This window comes from Sphingobium sp. TB-6 (assembly GCF_012927365.1).
Lineage (GTDB): Bacteria > Pseudomonadota > Alphaproteobacteria > Sphingomonadales > Sphingomonadaceae > Sphingobium.
This window is the reverse complement of the sequence record NZ_JABBGL010000006.1, coordinates 77,384-92,806: the sequence shown is the minus strand read 5'-3', so window position 1 is coordinate 92,806 and position 15,423 is coordinate 77,384. Positions and strand designations below refer to the sequence as shown.

The following is a 15,423-nucleotide window of genomic DNA, read 5'->3' as shown; positions in this document are numbered from 1 at the left end:
CTGAGACAATACGACGAGTCGTTATTGACCGGAAGTTTTTGTTAACCTTCATAGGAGACCCTACAGGGGATAACTTCGGGGGTCGCAAACATGCCTGTCAAAATGACTGGCTCCATTTTTGGAGCCGGAATAGCCATATCTTGCATTTTCGCAGCGGGAGCCGCTACGATCATGACTTCAGGGTCGACATCGAATAGGATGTCGACAATCACCAACACTTCCTCGTCGTCCACGACGACGAGTTCGACATTAACGACGTCGACGACAAGTGGTTCCGCCACAATCAGCACGACGTCGGATTTTTCGGATTTCGACTTCGCCAATGGGACTAGGTTGCCGGAAAAGGCGACGCTTTCGCTGGGCAATGCCAGTTTCCGACCGGGCAGCAGTGTCGCCTATGTCCCGGTGACGCTGGATCGGCCGACGCCCAACACGGTGATCGCGCGGATCATCACCGTCAACGGATCGGGTACTTATCGCGCACTGTCGGGCTATAATTATCAGACCGTCGATACGGTGGTGATCTTCCGTCCGGGCGATCCGCTGATCCAGACCGTCGCGGTGCCGATCATCGCCGCCACGGAAGGGCAGCAGTTCCAGCTCAAGCTGCGGGAGGCACCCTGGGGCGGCCTTCAGGGGCAATCGACGGCTACGATCACCGCCAGCAGCGCGGTGGAGGCGACGCTGAAGGCGACCGGCACTTTCCGAGAGCCGCGAACCTTCGCGGCGACGGGCACGCTCCAGTTCGAACTGCGCAAGGATACGCACAAGCGTTCGCCCGATGGCGGTTGGGATAGGTGGGCGACCTCGCTCGCCAATGGCCGAACGCAGGTCGCCAATGGCGAGACCGGCCTGTATCTTGATTCCAGCATTTTTCCCGGCATCGAAGGGCCGGTCTATTGGGGAACGGACGGCCTGGTCCTGCACACGCAGAAGTTGAAGACGCCGATCAGCTATGGCGGCCAGACCTGGTATTATGGATCGTCGGCGCTGGATGGCCGCAATTTCCTGGCGACGCAGATCGGCTATGGCCAATATGAATGGGAAGCCAAAATGCCTAACCGGCGCGGCTCATGGCCGGCCTTCTGGTTGGTGTCGACCAGTGGCTGGCCGCCGGAAATCGATATTTATGAGGGCTTTGGCTATCAGAGCTTTTGGGATTTTGACCGCCACGTCGCGCACACCATCCATGTCGGCGCCAACAGCACCCGCTACGATGCGCGGGGCGTCACGATCCAGACGCAGCAGGCCTATGGCCTCAGCGGCTATAGTCAGGGTTTCCATCGCTTCGCCGTGGACATCCAGCGCGACTATATCACCTGGTTCGTGGACGGGGTGGAAACATACCAGTCGGTCAATCCCTTCCAGGGTTTCCGCTTCTATCCGATCATGGATGTCGCGGTGAAGACCAACGGCACCTATGACGACGGATCGGGCGACATGACCGTCAAGAGCTTCAAGATCTACAGCGCGCCATAATAGCTTTGGGCGCCGCCCGCGAGGGCATAGAGGCGCCCCCAGCTCTTGACCCACTGCCCGGCGATGTCGACCCGACGCGCGCCGGGCAGCAGTAGAGCCGCCAGTCCAGCCGTCCGCAATCCCAATATCGCGATCGACCGGGCCAGCAGCTTTGCCGTACCGATCCGGCCGGGCAGAGCCTTGCGCCGCGCCATGGTTTCGGTGCAGCCGATGCGCCACATGCGTTTGAGCACCCAGGAAAGGCGCGCCCGCTCTACCGGCACCCATTCGCTGACCCGCGCATCGGGGGACCAGCCGAACCGCGCTCCGGCGTCATGCAGGCGAGCTAGAAAATCCAGATCCTCCCCGCCGCTGCGGTTGAAGCGCGGATCGAAAAAGGGCGCTGCGATCATCGCGAATGCGCGGCGGCTGACCAGCAGGTTGTTGCTGGCCCACAGCATGCCGGTGGCGCCCCATGGCCGTTTCTCCGCGCGGAAGACCAATGTTTCCCGCGTCCAGCGTGGCGGCTGGCCGACGAAACAGCTATCCACCGGTCCGGCCACGACATCCGCGCCCACCTGCGCCTGACAGATCAACAGGGCATCGAGCCAGCCCGGCTGGGGCCATTCATCATCGTCGATCATGGCCAGGAAGCGCATCGCCGGATCATCGAGGGCGGCACTGACGATCGCATTGCGTACCGCGCAAAGTCCCGGCTGCGCCACCGTCAGCAGCGTCACGGGCAGGCGATAACCCTCCGCCAACAGGGCGCGCACGACGGCGGCGCCCTCCTGCCGTTCGGGATCATTGTCGGCCACCAGCAGCATCACGTCATGGCGGTCGGTAATCCCCGGCAACGTCTCTAGCAGATGCCGAAGCTGCTCGGGGCGGCGAAAGGTGGGGATGGCGATCCAGACCGCAGGCATCAGGCGGCAGCCTCCACGGCGGGCTTGCGGGTGCGGCCGCCGCGCTGGAACCATTTGATGAGCTGATGCCCGCGCACCTCGACCAGCGCATAGCTCGCCCAGCAGAGCAGCCAGGTCGCGACCAGCATGACGGCGAGGATCAGCCCGTCGAAGCCGGTGATCCCATGCTTGTGCGCGACCCCCATGCCGCGCGCGAACACGTCGCGCACCAGCGGATGCCAGAGATAGATGGAATAGCTGATAAGGCCCAGATGGAAGCTGACCGGATTGGCCATGATCGCCCGCGCTGCCGCGCCATTATAATAGCAGCTCAGCACCAGCGGGGGCATCAGGCAGACCACCAGTACATCGGCCTTTCCGGGCAACAGCAGCGCGAGCGCGATCAGCCCGCAGATCATCGCAAAGCCGCCCGTCCGGTCGATCAGCCGCCTGCACCAGTCCTTTTGCGCACAGCGATAGCTGAGCACGCCCAGCGAGAAACCGGCAAGGCAGCGTAGCAGAGTCAGCACCGTATCGCTGTCATTGACGTCCAAGGGGCCGCTCGATCCCCGGCCGGACATCGCCACCAGCGCCAATAAGCCGACGCACAGCAACCCTTGCACCCACGACCATCGCGAAAAGGCAATGATCGCGATCAGCGGATAGATGAGATAGGCGGCGACTTCCGTGCTGACCGACCAGCTATTGCCCGCGATCGGCTCCGTGCCCCAGCCCCAGCTCTGGACCATGAAGATATTGCTGATCACATTGGCGGCGTTGAGATCGATCGCCTGATTGCCCGATATATTGAGCAGGATGCGGGCCATGAACACCAGCGTGACGATCAGGTGCAGCGGCCACACCCGCGCCGTGCGGTTGATCAGGAAATCGACATAGCTGGCGCGGCCGAGATGGTTCACCACCCGGTCGTGATAGCCGAAGGAAATCACGAAGCCGCTCAGGATGAAGAACAGGTCGACCGCCAGATAGGCGCGGGAGAAGAGGGGCAGGCGAAAGGCCTCGAACGTCGGATTATGCGGGATATGGTACAGCAGCACCGATACCGCCGCCACGCCGCGCAGGCCGGTCAGCGAGGAAATTCTCATGCGCCGGCGCTCCTTATGGCGGGGGCTGCGTCGAAGGCGGCGGCAATGGCGTCCCATAGCGGCTTGCGGCGCATCTGCCCGTCCAGCGGCAGGCCACGCGAAAGCTGGCCGTCGGGCCATTTATAATCCTTGAAATTGGACAGCCAGCTATAGCGGTCTGACAGCCCCCAGCAGAGCACCGAGCGCATTGCTGGATTGTCCAGTGCCACGTCCAGAAATGCTTTCGCGACCGAGGCGACTTCGCGGTCCCGCTTGTCCGGATTGGGCGGTCCGCCCCGGTCGGCAATGTCGAATTCGGTCACCGACAGCGCCAGGCCATATCCGTTGAGCTGTTCCAGAAAGCGCGCGAAAACCGCCTGGTTGAAGCCTTCCCTATAGGGCTTCAAATGCCCCTGTATGCCGATCGCATCGACCGGCACGTTCCGCGCCATCAGCCGGTCGAGCAGTTTCAGCATGGCGGTGCGCCGCCGTTCGCAACGGGGCGAGTCATGTTCCAGTCCGAAATCGGTCAGGAACCGCATGGGCCGGGGATCGACCTCGCGGGCGCGGTGGAAGGCGATATCGATATAATCCTCGCCGAGTGCGTCCAGCCACATGCTTTTGGCGCGCATGCCGTCGGCGCGGCCGTCATTGGGCTCGATCGCTTCGTTGACGACATCCCATTCGCGGATCTTGCCCGCATAGCGGCGCATGGCGGTGTCGATATAGCTGGTCATCAACTCCTCGCGTCCCGCATTGTCGGCGCGCTTCAACGCCGGCTCCAGCCAAGGCGGCTGCGCGGCGTACCAGACCAGCGCATGCCCCCGCGCCCGCATGCCATGCTCCTGCGCGAAGGCGATGATCTGGTCGGCGCCGCTGAAATCATATTTTCCGGGCTTGGGCTCGGTGGTGCCGCGCTTCAGCTCATATTCCTGAACCACCATGTCGCATTCGCGGGCGATGGCGGCCGTGAAATCGGGGTCTTCGCGCAATTGGCGCGATTTGATCGCGGCGCCGAAATAGCGGCCCGACTTGCGGGCGTGGGCGGCAAGGCCCGCCGTCCCGCCGACCTGCGCCGCACTTTGCGGAATGGGCGAACAGGCGGTCAGCGCCGCCGCTCCGGCCAGAAATTCGCGTCGCTTCATAGCCGCTGTCCTCTGCCCGCAAGCATGTGAGAAAAGTCGATCCACCGGTCGGAAATGCGGCGATAGACTGGGTCGGGCATCACGATCTGCAACAGCACCGTCGCCGCCAGCCTTGGCCCGAAAGCCCCCCGGCAGACTGCCCCCAAATAATAGCGCATCGCCTGCCGCCGGCTGGTCGGCCAGATGCTTTTCGCGGCATGCCAGCCCATATAGGCGGAAAAGGCGCGGGGGCTGATATGCGGGCGCAGATCCTTGAGCCAGGCCAGGCTGCCGATGCTGCCGCGCACGGCCGACAGCCGGTCGTCGGCGTGCCGGTCTGCCCAGATGGTGCCCGGCCGTTCCGTCATCAGGAAACGCGCCCCGGCCAGCGACAGGCGCAGCGCGAAATCAGTATCGTCCCCGAATTTCACATCCTCGCGGTAGCGGACTTTCCCCGCCAGCATCCGGCTGAGCGCCATGCTGCTGGTCTGGATGAAACCGCGATCGCACATCAGATAGCGGTCCATCGTCTCGCCGCTGGCGATGGCGCGGGGGGGCTTCAGGAAATTGCGTCCTTCGCCGCGATCCGCCAGCACCTGGCCATAGGCGACGACATCCTCGCTCTCCTGCACCAGCGGCAACAGGTCGGCCAGATGATGCGGCAGGAAGCGGTCGTCGCAGTCGAGAAAGGCGATATAGCGCCCGCGCGCATGGTCGATGCCCTTGTTCCGGGCCGCCGCCGCGCCGCGATTTTCCTGCACGATGACCTTGAGGCGCGGATCGTTGATCGCGCCTAGCGCCACTTCCGTCCCATCGGTCGATCCGTCGATCACGACGATGACCTCGATGATGGCGATGGTCTGTTCGAGCGCGGACATCACGGCGGCGACCACTGCATCACGGCGCTGATAGGTCGGGATTATGACCGAAAAGAGCGGCGCGGCGGCTGCCGCTTTCAGAGTGGACGGAGGTTGCCATGCGGTCATCACGAACTGGCTCCACTTGCGGCTGCCCCGGCCTTGCCGAACCGCAGCACGAAGCCGTTGACCAGTGACCGGTAAAGCGGCTTGGGCAGATAGGAACGCAGCACCTGCCGGGCGATCACGCGGGGCGGAACGCCGCCCGCGACCATGCCGATGGCCAGATCCTTGATCGCCACCACCGGCTTGATCGGGGCCATATGATAGGCGAGTACCGTCGCCCGATAACCCCGCCGTGCCCGGTTGGTCAGCATATGGCCGCAGCGGTCGAGCCAGTCGAGCGAGGTCTCATAGCCCTTCACATAGGAGGTACGGCCCGCCTCGGTCGCGTCGAGCCACACGGTCAGCGCCTGGTCGATCATCCGGAACCGCGCCCCCGCGCCCTGCAACCGGACGCAGAAGTCGAGATCCTGTCCTTTCTTGAGCGCCGGGTCGAACAGCACTTCCTGCGCCATTCGCGTCGGCACGACCATGGTGCTGGTCTGCATGAACTGGTTGGCGCAGAACAGATATTCGCCCACATCCTCCCCCTCGCGAATGCCGCGATCGGGCCTGATCCAATAACGGTCGACGCCCCGGTCGACCTTCATGCGCGAATAGAGGACGGTGTGCCCATCGTCCCCGGCCAGCGCCTGCGCCATGATGGAAAGCTTGCCCGGCAGGAACAGGTCGTCGGAATCGAGAAAGGCGATATAGCGCCCGTCCGCCGCCATGATGCCCCGGTTGCGCGCCGCGCCGCCGCCCGCATTATCCTGCCGGATGTAGCGGACACGGGGATCGCCTATGGCGTCGATCACCCGGCTGGGATTGTCGTGCGATCCGTCGTCGATCACGACGATCTCGAAATCCTGCCAGTCCTGCGCCAGCACGGACCGGATCGTGTCACCAACGATTTCCGCCCGGTTATAGAGCGGGATGACGACGGAGAAAAAGGGTTGCTTGTTCTGGAGGGGAGCATTGCTCATGCGCCATGCACCTTTCGATATTCTTCATAATGAACGCCCGCGAGACCGGCGATCTTGCCCGCCGCGCGGTAAAGCTTGCCGAGGCGCTCGACCCGCTTGCCCCGGTCGAATGTGGCGATGGCGCCCAGCGAGCCGACCAGGAAACCCGCGACGATGCGTGGCGCTTCGCCCAGCAGCGTGCGCAACCGGCCCTTGTGGAAGCGCTCGACCATCATGTCGGTCATGCCGACGCGATAGCCGCGCATCAGCAGCCATTTGGCGGTGATCCGGCTGGCCGGGATCAGTTCGGTGACGACCGCTTCCTCCGACCAGGCGAAGCGGAACCCCTTGCGCTGCATGCGGGTGAAGAGCTGCTTGTCCGATCCTCCGGTCAGCGCCATGCGGTCATCGAACGGCCGCTCGCCCATGGTGCGCAGGGCGGTGGCGGCCATCAGCACATTGGCGGTGCTGTCCACCAGCGCGACCGGGCCGGACTGCCCGCGTTGCTTTGGGGCAAGCAATGGATGGCGCGCCGCCCAGGGCGCGATGGCGCTGTCCATTTCGCGCAGCACCGCGCCGCCGACCACGTCCGCGTCCCAGCGCTGCGCCGTATCCGTCATAGCATCGATCCAGCCGGGGGAGGCGGCCTCGTCATCGTCCAGCATGGCGACATGGGTCGCGCCGGGCCGTGCCAGCGCGGCGGCGACGAGCGCGTTGCGCACCAGCGGAATGCCGCGCTCCGCCACCAGCAGAGCCTCAATCGGCCAGCGATAGCCCTGTGAAGCAAGCTGCTCGACCACGGCCAGCCCTTCCTGCCGGGCGGCGTCATTGTCGGCCACCAGCACTTCCAGATTGTGCTGTGTTTGTTGCGCAGCGAGAGAGTCCAACGTGCGGCGCAGTCCCTGCGGCCGGTTGCAGGTCGCAATACAGACGATGATATTAGCCATTGACGCTCTCCTGCGGGAGACGATGCCGCCGCGACCATTGCGAGCGCGGCTTGGCCTTGAAGGTTGCGTGGGCGGTCGCGACCGCCGCGAGGAAGATCACCCAGACCTGGCGATCCTTGTCGAAGAAGCTGGTTTCCAGCAGATTCTGGTACATGACGAAGACCCAGATCGCGAAGGCGGGGACCATCAGCGCCTGGTTCTCTTTCGTTGATCCCGTCAGGAACCAGTAAGCGGGCAAGGCGAGGAAGCTGACCAGCAGCATGACCAGCCCCAGCGGCCCCGTCGTCACCCAGATTTCCAGATAGCCGTCATGCGAATGGGCGGTCAGCATCTGGAATTGCTGGTTCAGATAGTCATGCGCCGGACTGTTGACGCCCACTTGCCAGAAGCCGCCGAAACCCGCGCCCAGATAGGGGTGATCGGCCAGATAGTCGAACACCACCCGCCAGATCGATACGCGCCCGGTGAAACTGGTCGGGTCAGCGAACAGCCGCTCGATGGTCGGCTGATAGGCGATATAGAGCCCCAGGAACCCGACCATGCCGAAACCAAGGCCCAGCAGCAGGATCGCCCGTTTCTGCGTGTTGTCGCTCAGCGCCCGATAGATGTTGCTGATCGCCAGCATGCCGACGCACAGCGCGAGCGAAGTCTTGCTCTTGGTCCCTATCACGAAGACGAAGGCCATGACCGCGAACAGGGCGTAATACCATTTGCGCCGGTCGATCCATGCATTGCCGCAGACGATGAAGGTCAATGCCATGACGGCGCCCGCGATATTCTTGTGGAAGAAGAAACCGCGCCATGCGCCGATCAATGCCTTGTCGCTTTCCGTCGGTGGATGCACGGCGGCGGGCGTCAACGGCAAGGACACCCAACAGATGATCAGCGACACGATCAGCGCCGCGCGCAAGGCGTCGAACAATCTTTGCGGCCCCATCAGCGAGAGCGCGCAGAAGGTGATGTAGATCACGATCAACTGCTGCATCGCCCGCTTGAAGGACACGAAAGGATCGACGCCCCAGGTGCAGGAGATGAAGAACCAGACCAGCATGATCGCCAGCGGCCAGAAAGTGAATTTATATTGCAGCGGATGCTTGCGGATGATCTGCACGCCGGTCAGCAACAGGGCGAAACCAATGAACAGCATCTGCTTGAACAGGTCCGACCCGTCATTTTCCTGCGCCATCGCCACCAGCTCGTCCTGCGTGCGGGAGGCGAAGGGTTGCTGGCCGATGAAGACCATCATCAGGAAGACGAAATAGAAGATCTGGGTGACCCAGACCATGCGCATGCTCTCGCCGCCGCCGCTCTGGGCGGCGGGGGGAGCGGTGAGGCCGCCGCGATGCCAGCTTGTCGCCATGGTCAGATGACTCCCCGCTGGTCGCGCCGCCATTTGCGGTCGAGCTGCCAGATGCCGAGCATCATGACGAGCTGCGACAGCACGACGCCGCCAATGGAGAAGACGGGCGCGGCGCCCCACACCAGCAGCGTCACGGCGACAAGGCCGACGCCGCAACTGCGCATGCTCTGCGCGGCGAGGGGACGGAAGGCTTTGCGGGCCTGGGTCATGACGCTCATCGGCGTCTGCACGCATTGGACGAGGGAGAGGAGGGCGCAGAGGCCCACCGCGATCATCACCAGCCCGTGGTCCAGCGTGGGTTTCAGGATCAGGCCCGGAAAGGCATAGAGAGCGAGCGCCGCCACCACGCAAGTCGCCAGCCACAGCATCACCAGCGCGGCCATGAACACGCGCTCCGACTTGATCGCCGCGCCATGATCGCCGCGCGCGACGGCGCGGGTCATGCGGGGGCGCTCAAGCTGGGTGAGGGCGGTGATGCAGACATTGACCGGACGGAAGAACAGCATCCCCACCGCAATCGGGGCGAAAGCGGTCGGACCGGCCAGCAGCGTCACGATATAGCTGTGCGAGTTGGATGTGGCTTCGGTCGACAGCACGCCCACCAGCGTCCAGGCGGATTGCTCCTTCCACACCGGGCGATAGGCGCTCAAGGCGCGGCCTGGTGCCATGGCAAAATGCCGCCGTATATAGGCAAGGCCGAAGGGCAGCAGGCCCACCAGACTGGCCGCCACCAGCATGCCGCCAATGGCTGGCATGTCGGCGCCCGTCCGCATCGCGATCAGCAGGCCGGCGAGGATCGTCCCGGCATAGGCTAGGTCCGACCGGGCGGCTCGCGCTGGCGCGTGATGCGCATAGGCGTTGGACCGCCCGAACCAGCGGATCAGCGACAGCGTCCCCGCCAACCCGAACAGCAAAGCCGCCATGGGCGAGGCCGTCGCCCAGGCAATCGCCGCGCAGATCAGCCCCTGACTGGCCGCCAGCATCAGATTGACCGGGAAAAAGAAGTCGAAATTCCGTGCCTCGGCATCGTCGCTCTGGTTCACGGCGATGGTGTAGGGCGTCGATACCAGTGCGTTGGACAGGCTGTAGCCGAACTGGATGATCACCAGCAGGAAGGCCAGCGTACCGATGGCCGCCGTCCCCAGATGGTGGATCGAAAAGAGCTGGACCAGCAAATGGCTGACCGAGACGATGGCCGAGGACAGGCTGGCCAGCCCGAAGCGGCCGAACAGGCTGCCAAGGCGCTGGACGCGGGCATTATCCTCCATGGCCTGAACTTCAGCCATGGCGGTGTTTCCAGATCAGCCAGAGCGCATGGGGATTGGTGGTGATATAGCGCCAGGCAAGCTCCTGGGGCCGCGTCGCCATGCGGTGCAGCCATTCGAAGCCGGACTTCTGCATCCACAGTGGCGCACGGGGATAATCGCCGGTAATGTAGTTGAACAGCCCGCCGCAGGTGACGATCCAGCCCGCCCTGATCCTCTCCCGGTTGCGCACGCAGAAGGCCTGCTCACGCGGCTTGCCGGTGCCTACCCAGAGGACATCCGGCGAGGCTGCGTTGATCGCATCGATCACAGCGTCCTCATCCTCCGGCTTCCAGAAGCCGTTGCGCCGCCCGGCCAGTTGCAGCCCTGGCGCGAGGGAGGCGATCTCCTCCGCGCAGGCGGCGTTCACCTTCTCCTCGCCGCCGAGCAGATAATAGCTGACGCCAGCCTGCGCCGCTGGTTCCAGGCTGTCGATGAACATGTCCGTCGTGCTGGATCGATCAGCGATATGCGGCCCGCCCAACCAGCGGGACGCTGCGACGATGATCTGTCCGTCGGCATGGATCAGGTCTGCCTGCGCCAGATTGGCCCGGAAATCCGGGTTGCTGGCATTCATCGACAGACCCTGCCCATTGGCGTCGAACACCAGCAAGGGTGGCTGGTCCAGGCTCCGTCGCAAGGGCGCCTCGACCAGCATCTTCGCGATCAGCGCGTCGAGCGACAGGGTCGATACGGGCAAGCCGCCGACATGGGCTACAGGCGCGTCCTGCCCGATGCCGGGAGACGGAAGAGGTTGGTGACGCGCCAGCGCATGTTCGGCGCTCATGCAATCACCGTCCCGGCAATGGGCACGCCATGACGATCCAGATCGTCGATCACCCGGCGCATGTCGGCAATCGCCGTATCCCCGCGCCGCGCGACGATGACCACCGCGTCGAAGCCCGCCAATATGCTGCCATAGGGCGTCTGGTCGCCTTTGCGCTCCGCCAGGTAGAACAGCATCGATATGTCGCGCAGCCCCCAGCCATTGGCCGTTTCCGCCAGCGGTCCGCGAGTGACAAGGCTCGTCGCGCTGCCCGAAGCCCGACCGGCGGTCATCAGCCACAGCCCCTCAACCGCCGTCTTGGCTGCCGGCAGCAGCGCGGCGCTGCCCATCAATTGCTCGGCAAGCCCTGCCTTGTTGGCAACCCGGAACAGCCGGTCGAGCGAAGGCCGCCCCATGTCGACGTCGATGAGCATCGTCTGCCCATCCATCTGCGCCAGCACGACCGCCAGATTGGCCGCCATGATCGCGGCCTCGTCGCCCGCTTCGATCGCGAGTACCGCCAGCCGCAGGGAGGCGGGGTCGCCATCCTTGGCCGCCGCGCGCATCTTGGCGCGGATCGTCCGCACCTTGGCGGCATAGGCGTTGGCGGGATCGAAAGCCGCGACCACCAGCGGATCGACCCGTTGGTCGCCCTGCGGCAGCAGGGAGAAGCCACCCTGCAAGGCGGCGAGGATTCCCGCATCCTCCGGGTTCAGCAATCCCAGGTCGACGGCCGCATCATGCAGCGCCAGACCCTGGGACCGGGCATGACCCTCGACATGATGCACGTCGGCTTCCGCCAGAAAGCCGTGCTCTACTGCAAGGCGAGCGAAATTATGGCTATCGCGGGCGCGGGGGCGTAGCGTCGTCGCGCTGCCCGGCGTGAGTTGAGGTGGGGCGCCTGCCGTAGAACGCAGTCTCATGCGGCCTCCTGCTGTTTGAAGAACCAGCCGCCACCTGTGGGCACCGGCATCAGTTCGGTAATGACGTCGACTTGGGTAGCGCGGGCCACGCCAGCGGCCGAGCGAACGCGCGGATGGATGATCTCCATGAGGATCACGGCAGCCACGCCGCCGACCAGGCCCAGGGCGATCCCGCCGATCAGCCAGAGCATGATGTTGGGCTTGGCGGGCAGCAGAGGAACGGTCGCCGCATCGAGCGGGCTGGCATTGGGCTGCGAGATCTGGCTCTTGAGCGTCGCCTCGTTGAAGCGCTGGCGCACCGTGTCATAGGTCTGCCGCGCCGCATCGACGTCACGCTGGAGCACCATCAACTGGTCCTGCACGTCGGACATGCGGATCATGCGATCCTCCTGCCCGGCCATGTTGGACTTGAGGTCGCCCTCGCGACGGCTGGCCGCCACGCTGTTCGCGCTGACCGCGCCGGCCTGGCTGGACCGCGCCGACGCCAGCTTCGATTGAAGCTCGGCAAGCTGCGCATTGGCCGCCGCCATGCTCGGATGATTGGGGCCAAGCGTCTTTTGCAATTCGGACACCTTGGCGGACTGCTCCGCCACTTGTTCCTGCAAATTCTGGACGATTAGCGACCCTTCGATGTCGGACACGCTGCCTGCGCCAGCCTTCGACCGGGCCGCCGCCGCTTCCGCCTGCGCCTGGGTCAACTGATAGGACATGTTCTTGAGCTTTTCAGCCTCAAGGTCCATGCGGTTGATGCCGATAATGTCATGCGCCCGCTGGAAGTCGGACAGCTTCTTCTGGGCGATTTCATAGCGGTGACGCACTTCCTGCGTCTGCTCGTCGAACCATTTGGCCGAACCGCGCGCCGGGGAAGCGCGCAGTTCCACCTGCTCGCGCATGTAGATCTTGGCGATCAGATTGGCGACCTTGGCCGCGACCTGCGGATCGGCGTCCAGATACTGGATCTGGAGCACATTGCTCTGCCGCCCGGTGGTAATGGTCATATTCTTGCCGACCAGGGCCGCCGCCGATTGCAGCCGCGCATCGGCCGGCATGTCGGTCGGCTGGGCGTCGACGAAGCCCGCTTCCCTGGCGACGGCGTTCAACACCTTGCCGCTGCGGATGATGTCCGTCTGGGTGCCCAGAATGGAATCGGTATCCGGCTTTGGACCTTGCGCCGTATTGGTGTCGGTCGGGTCGGTCTGCGACAGGTCGAGCAGCAGCGAGGCCGTGCCCATATATTGGCGCGGTTGCAAAAAGGCGGTGATCGCGATCAGAAGGAACAAGATTCCTCCGATCATCGCCGCCGTGCGCCAGCGCGCCTGAAGCGCCGCCAGCAAATCCATCGGGTTCATGGTCATAGCCCGTCCACTCCCTTGAGCAGGGCGCGCATTTCCTCGGCGGGCGTCTGGACAGGCGGTGCGCTCTGCACCGGCTGCTTCGCCATCAGCAGCAGGAATTGCGGCGCCAGCGTATCTTCGAACATCCACAGTTCGCCATTGGGCGTCGGGACCAGAGCGGGTTGCAACCGCGCCATGGCGTCGCGCGCCTGGCCTTCATTGATCGACCCGCCGCCCAGCACTTCATGGCCAAGCTTCACCAGCCGCTCATAGCTTATGGCCGACATTTGAGAGGCCACTACGGCGGCGAGCGCGATCATCCGGCGGCCAACACCCGGCGCTGACCCGGCTTCCCACAGGATGCGGCGGAACAGCGCGTATGTCTGGCCGCTCATTTCCTCCCAATCCTCCAGCGCGGACACCAGCCCCTGCTCGATATCGGCAAGCACCATGCGGTCGCGTGCAGCCGCTTCCGTCACTAGAGCCGCCGACATGCCGAACAGCCGCGCATGATAGGGCGAACCCATGGCCGCGCTCGCCAGCATGTCCAACGCATCTTCATCGATGGAAAGCCGCGCATTATTGGCGCAGGCCAGTAACAGCCGCTCCAGTTCCGGCTTGGGGATCGGCGCGACCCGCTGCGGCACCAGGTGACGGCGGAGCGAAGGATGGGCCGCGATCAGCCCGTCAATGTCGCTGGCGATGCCGACCAGCACGACCTGAACCGGCGAATGAATGTCGGTCAGCAGCTTGAGCAGCGTTGCCACGTCCTGCTTGGCCGTTTCGGACTGCACCCGGTCATATTCGTCAATGATGAGGATGGCGCGCTCGCGCACTTCCTCCACCAGCAGGGCGGAGAGGCGGGAGACATCGAGCGGCTCGCCCATCATCTTGCGCGCCCGCTCCTGTCCCGCGCTGCTCATCGGCAATTCGGTCAGGAAGGGGCGGAAGAGAGAGTCGAAATCCGCTTCTCCATTGGCCGAGGCATAGAGGGCGATGCAGCCCGCTTCGTCCGCCAGATCACCGAACACGCGGGCGAGGGAGGTCTTGCCCGACCCGCGCGTGCCGAAGATGACGGCATGCTTGCGCTGCACGACGATCGCCTCGACCAGCTTTTCCAGTTCGCTGTTGCGCCCGGCCAGACCGTGGCGGTCCGTCACCGGCATGGCGGTGTTGAACGCGGCGTAGATGCTGTCGCGGCGCAGGCTGATCGGCTTGATCGGCGCGGCCATGGCGCTCATCGAAAGCGGACGATGGGTGGAGCCTTCCGGCGCCACATCCGGCGCTTCCTGCCGGAAGCCCGGCAGCGCGGGCACGTCCAGATGCAGCGGTACATCGTCAGCTATGACGCGTTCGTTGCGCTTTTCGCTGCTTCGCGTCAGGGACAGGAACCGGTCGAACAGGCCGGATCGTTGGTGCGTGAAGCTTTGATCGAGTGTCGTCAAAACAGCTTCTCCCGGATGATGAGGACGTCTTCAGGCTTCACTGGATCATCCAGATTGGCCTGTATTTCCTTCCCCTCCCGCCGGACTTTTATGCGTTTCGTTGAACCGGCCAGCGTCGGTCCGCCCGCCAGCGCCAATGCCTGCCGGAAGCTTTGTCCAGGCGCATAAGCAAAGGCGCCGGGCTGCTGGACCTGACCGTAGACATAGATTTTCTCGGCAGGCGGCACGAACAGCGTGTCGCCTGCTTTGAGCGGCCGCATCGCGCCCGCCGCCATATCGGCCAGCGAAATGCGCACCGGCCCACTGCCGTCGGCGGGCGTCAGGATGACGGCATTGGCGCCATCCTTGGTCGACCCACCCGCCTTGGCGAGCATCGACGCCACCGTATAGTCGCGGTCCAGCGGATAATTGCCCGCCTCCGGCACATTGCCGAGGACAGTGACGAAGCGGCTCACATAGTTGCTGACCTCGACACTGACCGAGGGCTTGGTGAGATATCCGCCGCTGGCATAGCCCGAGGCGATGTCCTGCGCGAGCTGCGATGTCGTCTTGCCTTTGGCCGTGACCGGGCCGACCAGCGCGAGCAGCACGGTGCCGTCCTCCTTGATGCGGGTGGTGGTCGACAGGTCGGGCTGACCGAAAACGGAAATCTTCAGCTCGTCATTGGGCCCAAGCTGATAGCCGGCGCTCGCCGCCTGTGGGGCGGGGGGTGTGGCCGCAGTCGTCGTGGCGGTTCCGGCTACGGTTTGCGCAGTCGCGGAGAAGTATCCTGCAATCATGAGCAAGGCGGACATGGATTTCAGGAGAGTATCGGCTTTCACAGCGCAAGCTCCCAATATGGTGAGGAT

The 15,423-nt window shown here is 64.3% G+C and carries 15 protein-coding genes; 1 reads left to right on the top strand and 14 read right to left on the bottom strand.

Annotated features, from left to right (window positions below):
* Positions 1 to 41: 41 nt before the first annotated feature.
* A complete protein-coding gene (locus HHL26_RS24215) occupies positions 42 to 365 on the bottom strand; it encodes a hypothetical protein (RefSeq protein ID WP_237229800.1) in 324 nt (107 codons plus the stop codon).
* On the opposite strand from HHL26_RS24215, the gene HHL26_RS10245 reads away from it, so the two are divergent.
* Positions 334 to 1,479 carry a family 16 glycosylhydrolase gene (locus tag HHL26_RS10245; RefSeq protein WP_066558045.1) on the top strand — a complete coding sequence of 382 codons (1,146 nt, stop codon included), beginning with the start codon at positions 334 to 336 and terminating at the stop codon, positions 1,477 to 1,479. The two genes, HHL26_RS24215 and HHL26_RS10245, sit on opposite strands and share 32 nt — an antisense overlap.
* On the opposite strand, the gene HHL26_RS10240 is transcribed toward HHL26_RS10245, so the two are convergent.
* From HHL26_RS10240 to HHL26_RS10180, 13 genes are read right to left on the bottom strand one after another with little or no spacing between them, the layout of a single operon-like run.
* Positions 1,464 to 2,384, bottom strand: coding sequence for a glycosyltransferase (locus HHL26_RS10240; RefSeq protein WP_066561779.1), 921 nt, complete (start codon positions 2,382 to 2,384; stop codon positions 1,464 to 1,466). The two genes, HHL26_RS10245 and HHL26_RS10240, sit on opposite strands and share 16 nt — an antisense overlap.
* Positions 2,384 to 3,469, bottom strand: coding sequence for an acyltransferase (locus tag HHL26_RS10235; protein WP_066558042.1), 1,086 nt, complete (start codon positions 3,467 to 3,469; stop codon positions 2,384 to 2,386). Before HHL26_RS10235 ends, HHL26_RS10240 begins: the two co-directional genes overlap by 1 nt.
* Entirely contained in the window at positions 3,466 to 4,593 is a 1,128-nt protein-coding gene (locus HHL26_RS10230; RefSeq protein WP_066558039.1) for an endo-1,4-beta-xylanase, read from the bottom strand. The genes HHL26_RS10235 and HHL26_RS10230 overlap by 4 nt, the downstream gene beginning before the upstream one ends.
* A complete protein-coding gene (locus HHL26_RS10225; protein WP_066558033.1) occupies positions 4,590 to 5,558 on the bottom strand; it encodes a glycosyltransferase family 2 protein in 969 nt (322 codons plus the stop codon). The genes HHL26_RS10230 and HHL26_RS10225 overlap by 4 nt, the downstream gene beginning before the upstream one ends.
* The gene (locus HHL26_RS10220; protein ID WP_066558032.1) at positions 5,558 to 6,517 is read right to left on the bottom strand and encodes a glycosyltransferase family 2 protein; all 960 of its coding nucleotides are present in this window, start codon (positions 6,515 to 6,517) and stop codon (positions 5,558 to 5,560) included. Before HHL26_RS10220 ends, HHL26_RS10225 begins: the two co-directional genes overlap by 1 nt.
* Positions 6,514 to 7,443, bottom strand: coding sequence for a glycosyltransferase family 2 protein (locus HHL26_RS10215; RefSeq protein ID WP_066558031.1), 930 nt, complete (start codon positions 7,441 to 7,443; stop codon positions 6,514 to 6,516). The genes HHL26_RS10220 and HHL26_RS10215 overlap by 4 nt, the downstream gene beginning before the upstream one ends.
* Positions 7,436 to 8,836, bottom strand: a complete 1,401-nt coding sequence (locus tag HHL26_RS10210; protein ID WP_066558030.1) for an O-antigen ligase — start codon at positions 8,834 to 8,836, stop codon at positions 7,436 to 7,438. Before HHL26_RS10210 ends, HHL26_RS10215 begins: the two co-directional genes overlap by 8 nt.
* The gene (locus HHL26_RS10205) at positions 8,806 to 10,089 is read right to left on the bottom strand and encodes a polysaccharide biosynthesis protein (RefSeq protein ID WP_066558029.1); all 1,284 of its coding nucleotides are present in this window, start codon (positions 10,087 to 10,089) and stop codon (positions 8,806 to 8,808) included. Before HHL26_RS10205 ends, HHL26_RS10210 begins: the two co-directional genes overlap by 31 nt.
* The gene (locus HHL26_RS10200; RefSeq protein WP_066558027.1) at positions 10,082 to 10,894 is read right to left on the bottom strand and encodes a WecB/TagA/CpsF family glycosyltransferase; all 813 of its coding nucleotides are present in this window, start codon (positions 10,892 to 10,894) and stop codon (positions 10,082 to 10,084) included. Before HHL26_RS10200 ends, HHL26_RS10205 begins: the two co-directional genes overlap by 8 nt.
* Complete coding sequence (locus HHL26_RS10195; protein ID WP_066558022.1) at positions 10,891 to 11,796, bottom strand: capsular biosynthesis protein; 906 nt, start codon at positions 11,794 to 11,796, stop codon at positions 10,891 to 10,893. Before HHL26_RS10195 ends, HHL26_RS10200 begins: the two co-directional genes overlap by 4 nt.
* Positions 11,793 to 13,151, bottom strand: a complete 1,359-nt coding sequence (locus HHL26_RS10190; RefSeq protein ID WP_169576091.1) for a GNVR domain-containing protein — start codon at positions 13,149 to 13,151, stop codon at positions 11,793 to 11,795. Before HHL26_RS10190 ends, HHL26_RS10195 begins: the two co-directional genes overlap by 4 nt.
* Positions 13,148 to 14,575 carry an ATP-binding protein gene (locus HHL26_RS10185; protein ID WP_066558016.1) on the bottom strand — a complete coding sequence of 476 codons (1,428 nt, stop codon included), beginning with the start codon at positions 14,573 to 14,575 and terminating at the stop codon, positions 13,148 to 13,150. The genes HHL26_RS10190 and HHL26_RS10185 overlap by 4 nt, the downstream gene beginning before the upstream one ends.
* Positions 14,572 to 15,396, bottom strand: a complete 825-nt coding sequence (locus HHL26_RS10180) for a polysaccharide biosynthesis/export family protein (RefSeq protein WP_066558013.1) — start codon at positions 15,394 to 15,396, stop codon at positions 14,572 to 14,574. The genes HHL26_RS10185 and HHL26_RS10180 overlap by 4 nt, the downstream gene beginning before the upstream one ends.
* Positions 15,397 to 15,423 lie beyond the last annotated feature (27 nt).

Coding starts and splice junctions, on each gene's coding strand:
- HHL26_RS10225 (WP_066558033.1), bottom strand. CDS start 5,558: ATGACCGCATGGCAACCTCCGTCCACTCTGAAAGCGGCAGCCGCCGCG.
- HHL26_RS10190 (WP_169576091.1), bottom strand. CDS start 13,151: ATGACCATGAACCCGATGGATTTGCTGGCGGCGCTTCAGGCGCGCTGG.
- HHL26_RS10200 (WP_066558027.1), bottom strand. CDS start 10,894: ATGAGCGCCGAACATGCGCTGGCGCGTCACCAACCTCTTCCGTCTCCC.
- HHL26_RS10240 (WP_066561779.1), bottom strand. CDS start 2,384: ATGCCTGCGGTCTGGATCGCCATCCCCACCTTTCGCCGCCCCGAGCAG.
- HHL26_RS10215 (WP_066558031.1), bottom strand. CDS start 7,443: ATGGCTAATATCATCGTCTGTATTGCGACCTGCAACCGGCCGCAGGGA.
- HHL26_RS10235 (WP_066558042.1), bottom strand. CDS start 3,469: ATGAGAATTTCCTCGCTGACCGGCCTGCGCGGCGTGGCGGCGGTATCG.
- HHL26_RS10230 (WP_066558039.1), bottom strand. CDS start 4,593: ATGAAGCGACGCGAATTTCTGGCCGGAGCGGCGGCGCTGACCGCCTGT.
- HHL26_RS10210 (WP_066558030.1), bottom strand. CDS start 8,836: ATGGCGGCGCGACCAGCGGGGAGTCATCTGACCATGGCGACAAGCTGG.
- HHL26_RS10220 (WP_066558032.1), bottom strand. CDS start 6,517: ATGAGCAATGCTCCCCTCCAGAACAAGCAACCCTTTTTCTCCGTCGTC.
- HHL26_RS10195 (WP_066558022.1), bottom strand. CDS start 11,796: ATGAGACTGCGTTCTACGGCAGGCGCCCCACCTCAACTCACGCCGGGC.
- HHL26_RS10205 (WP_066558029.1), bottom strand. CDS start 10,089: ATGGCTGAAGTTCAGGCCATGGAGGATAATGCCCGCGTCCAGCGCCTT.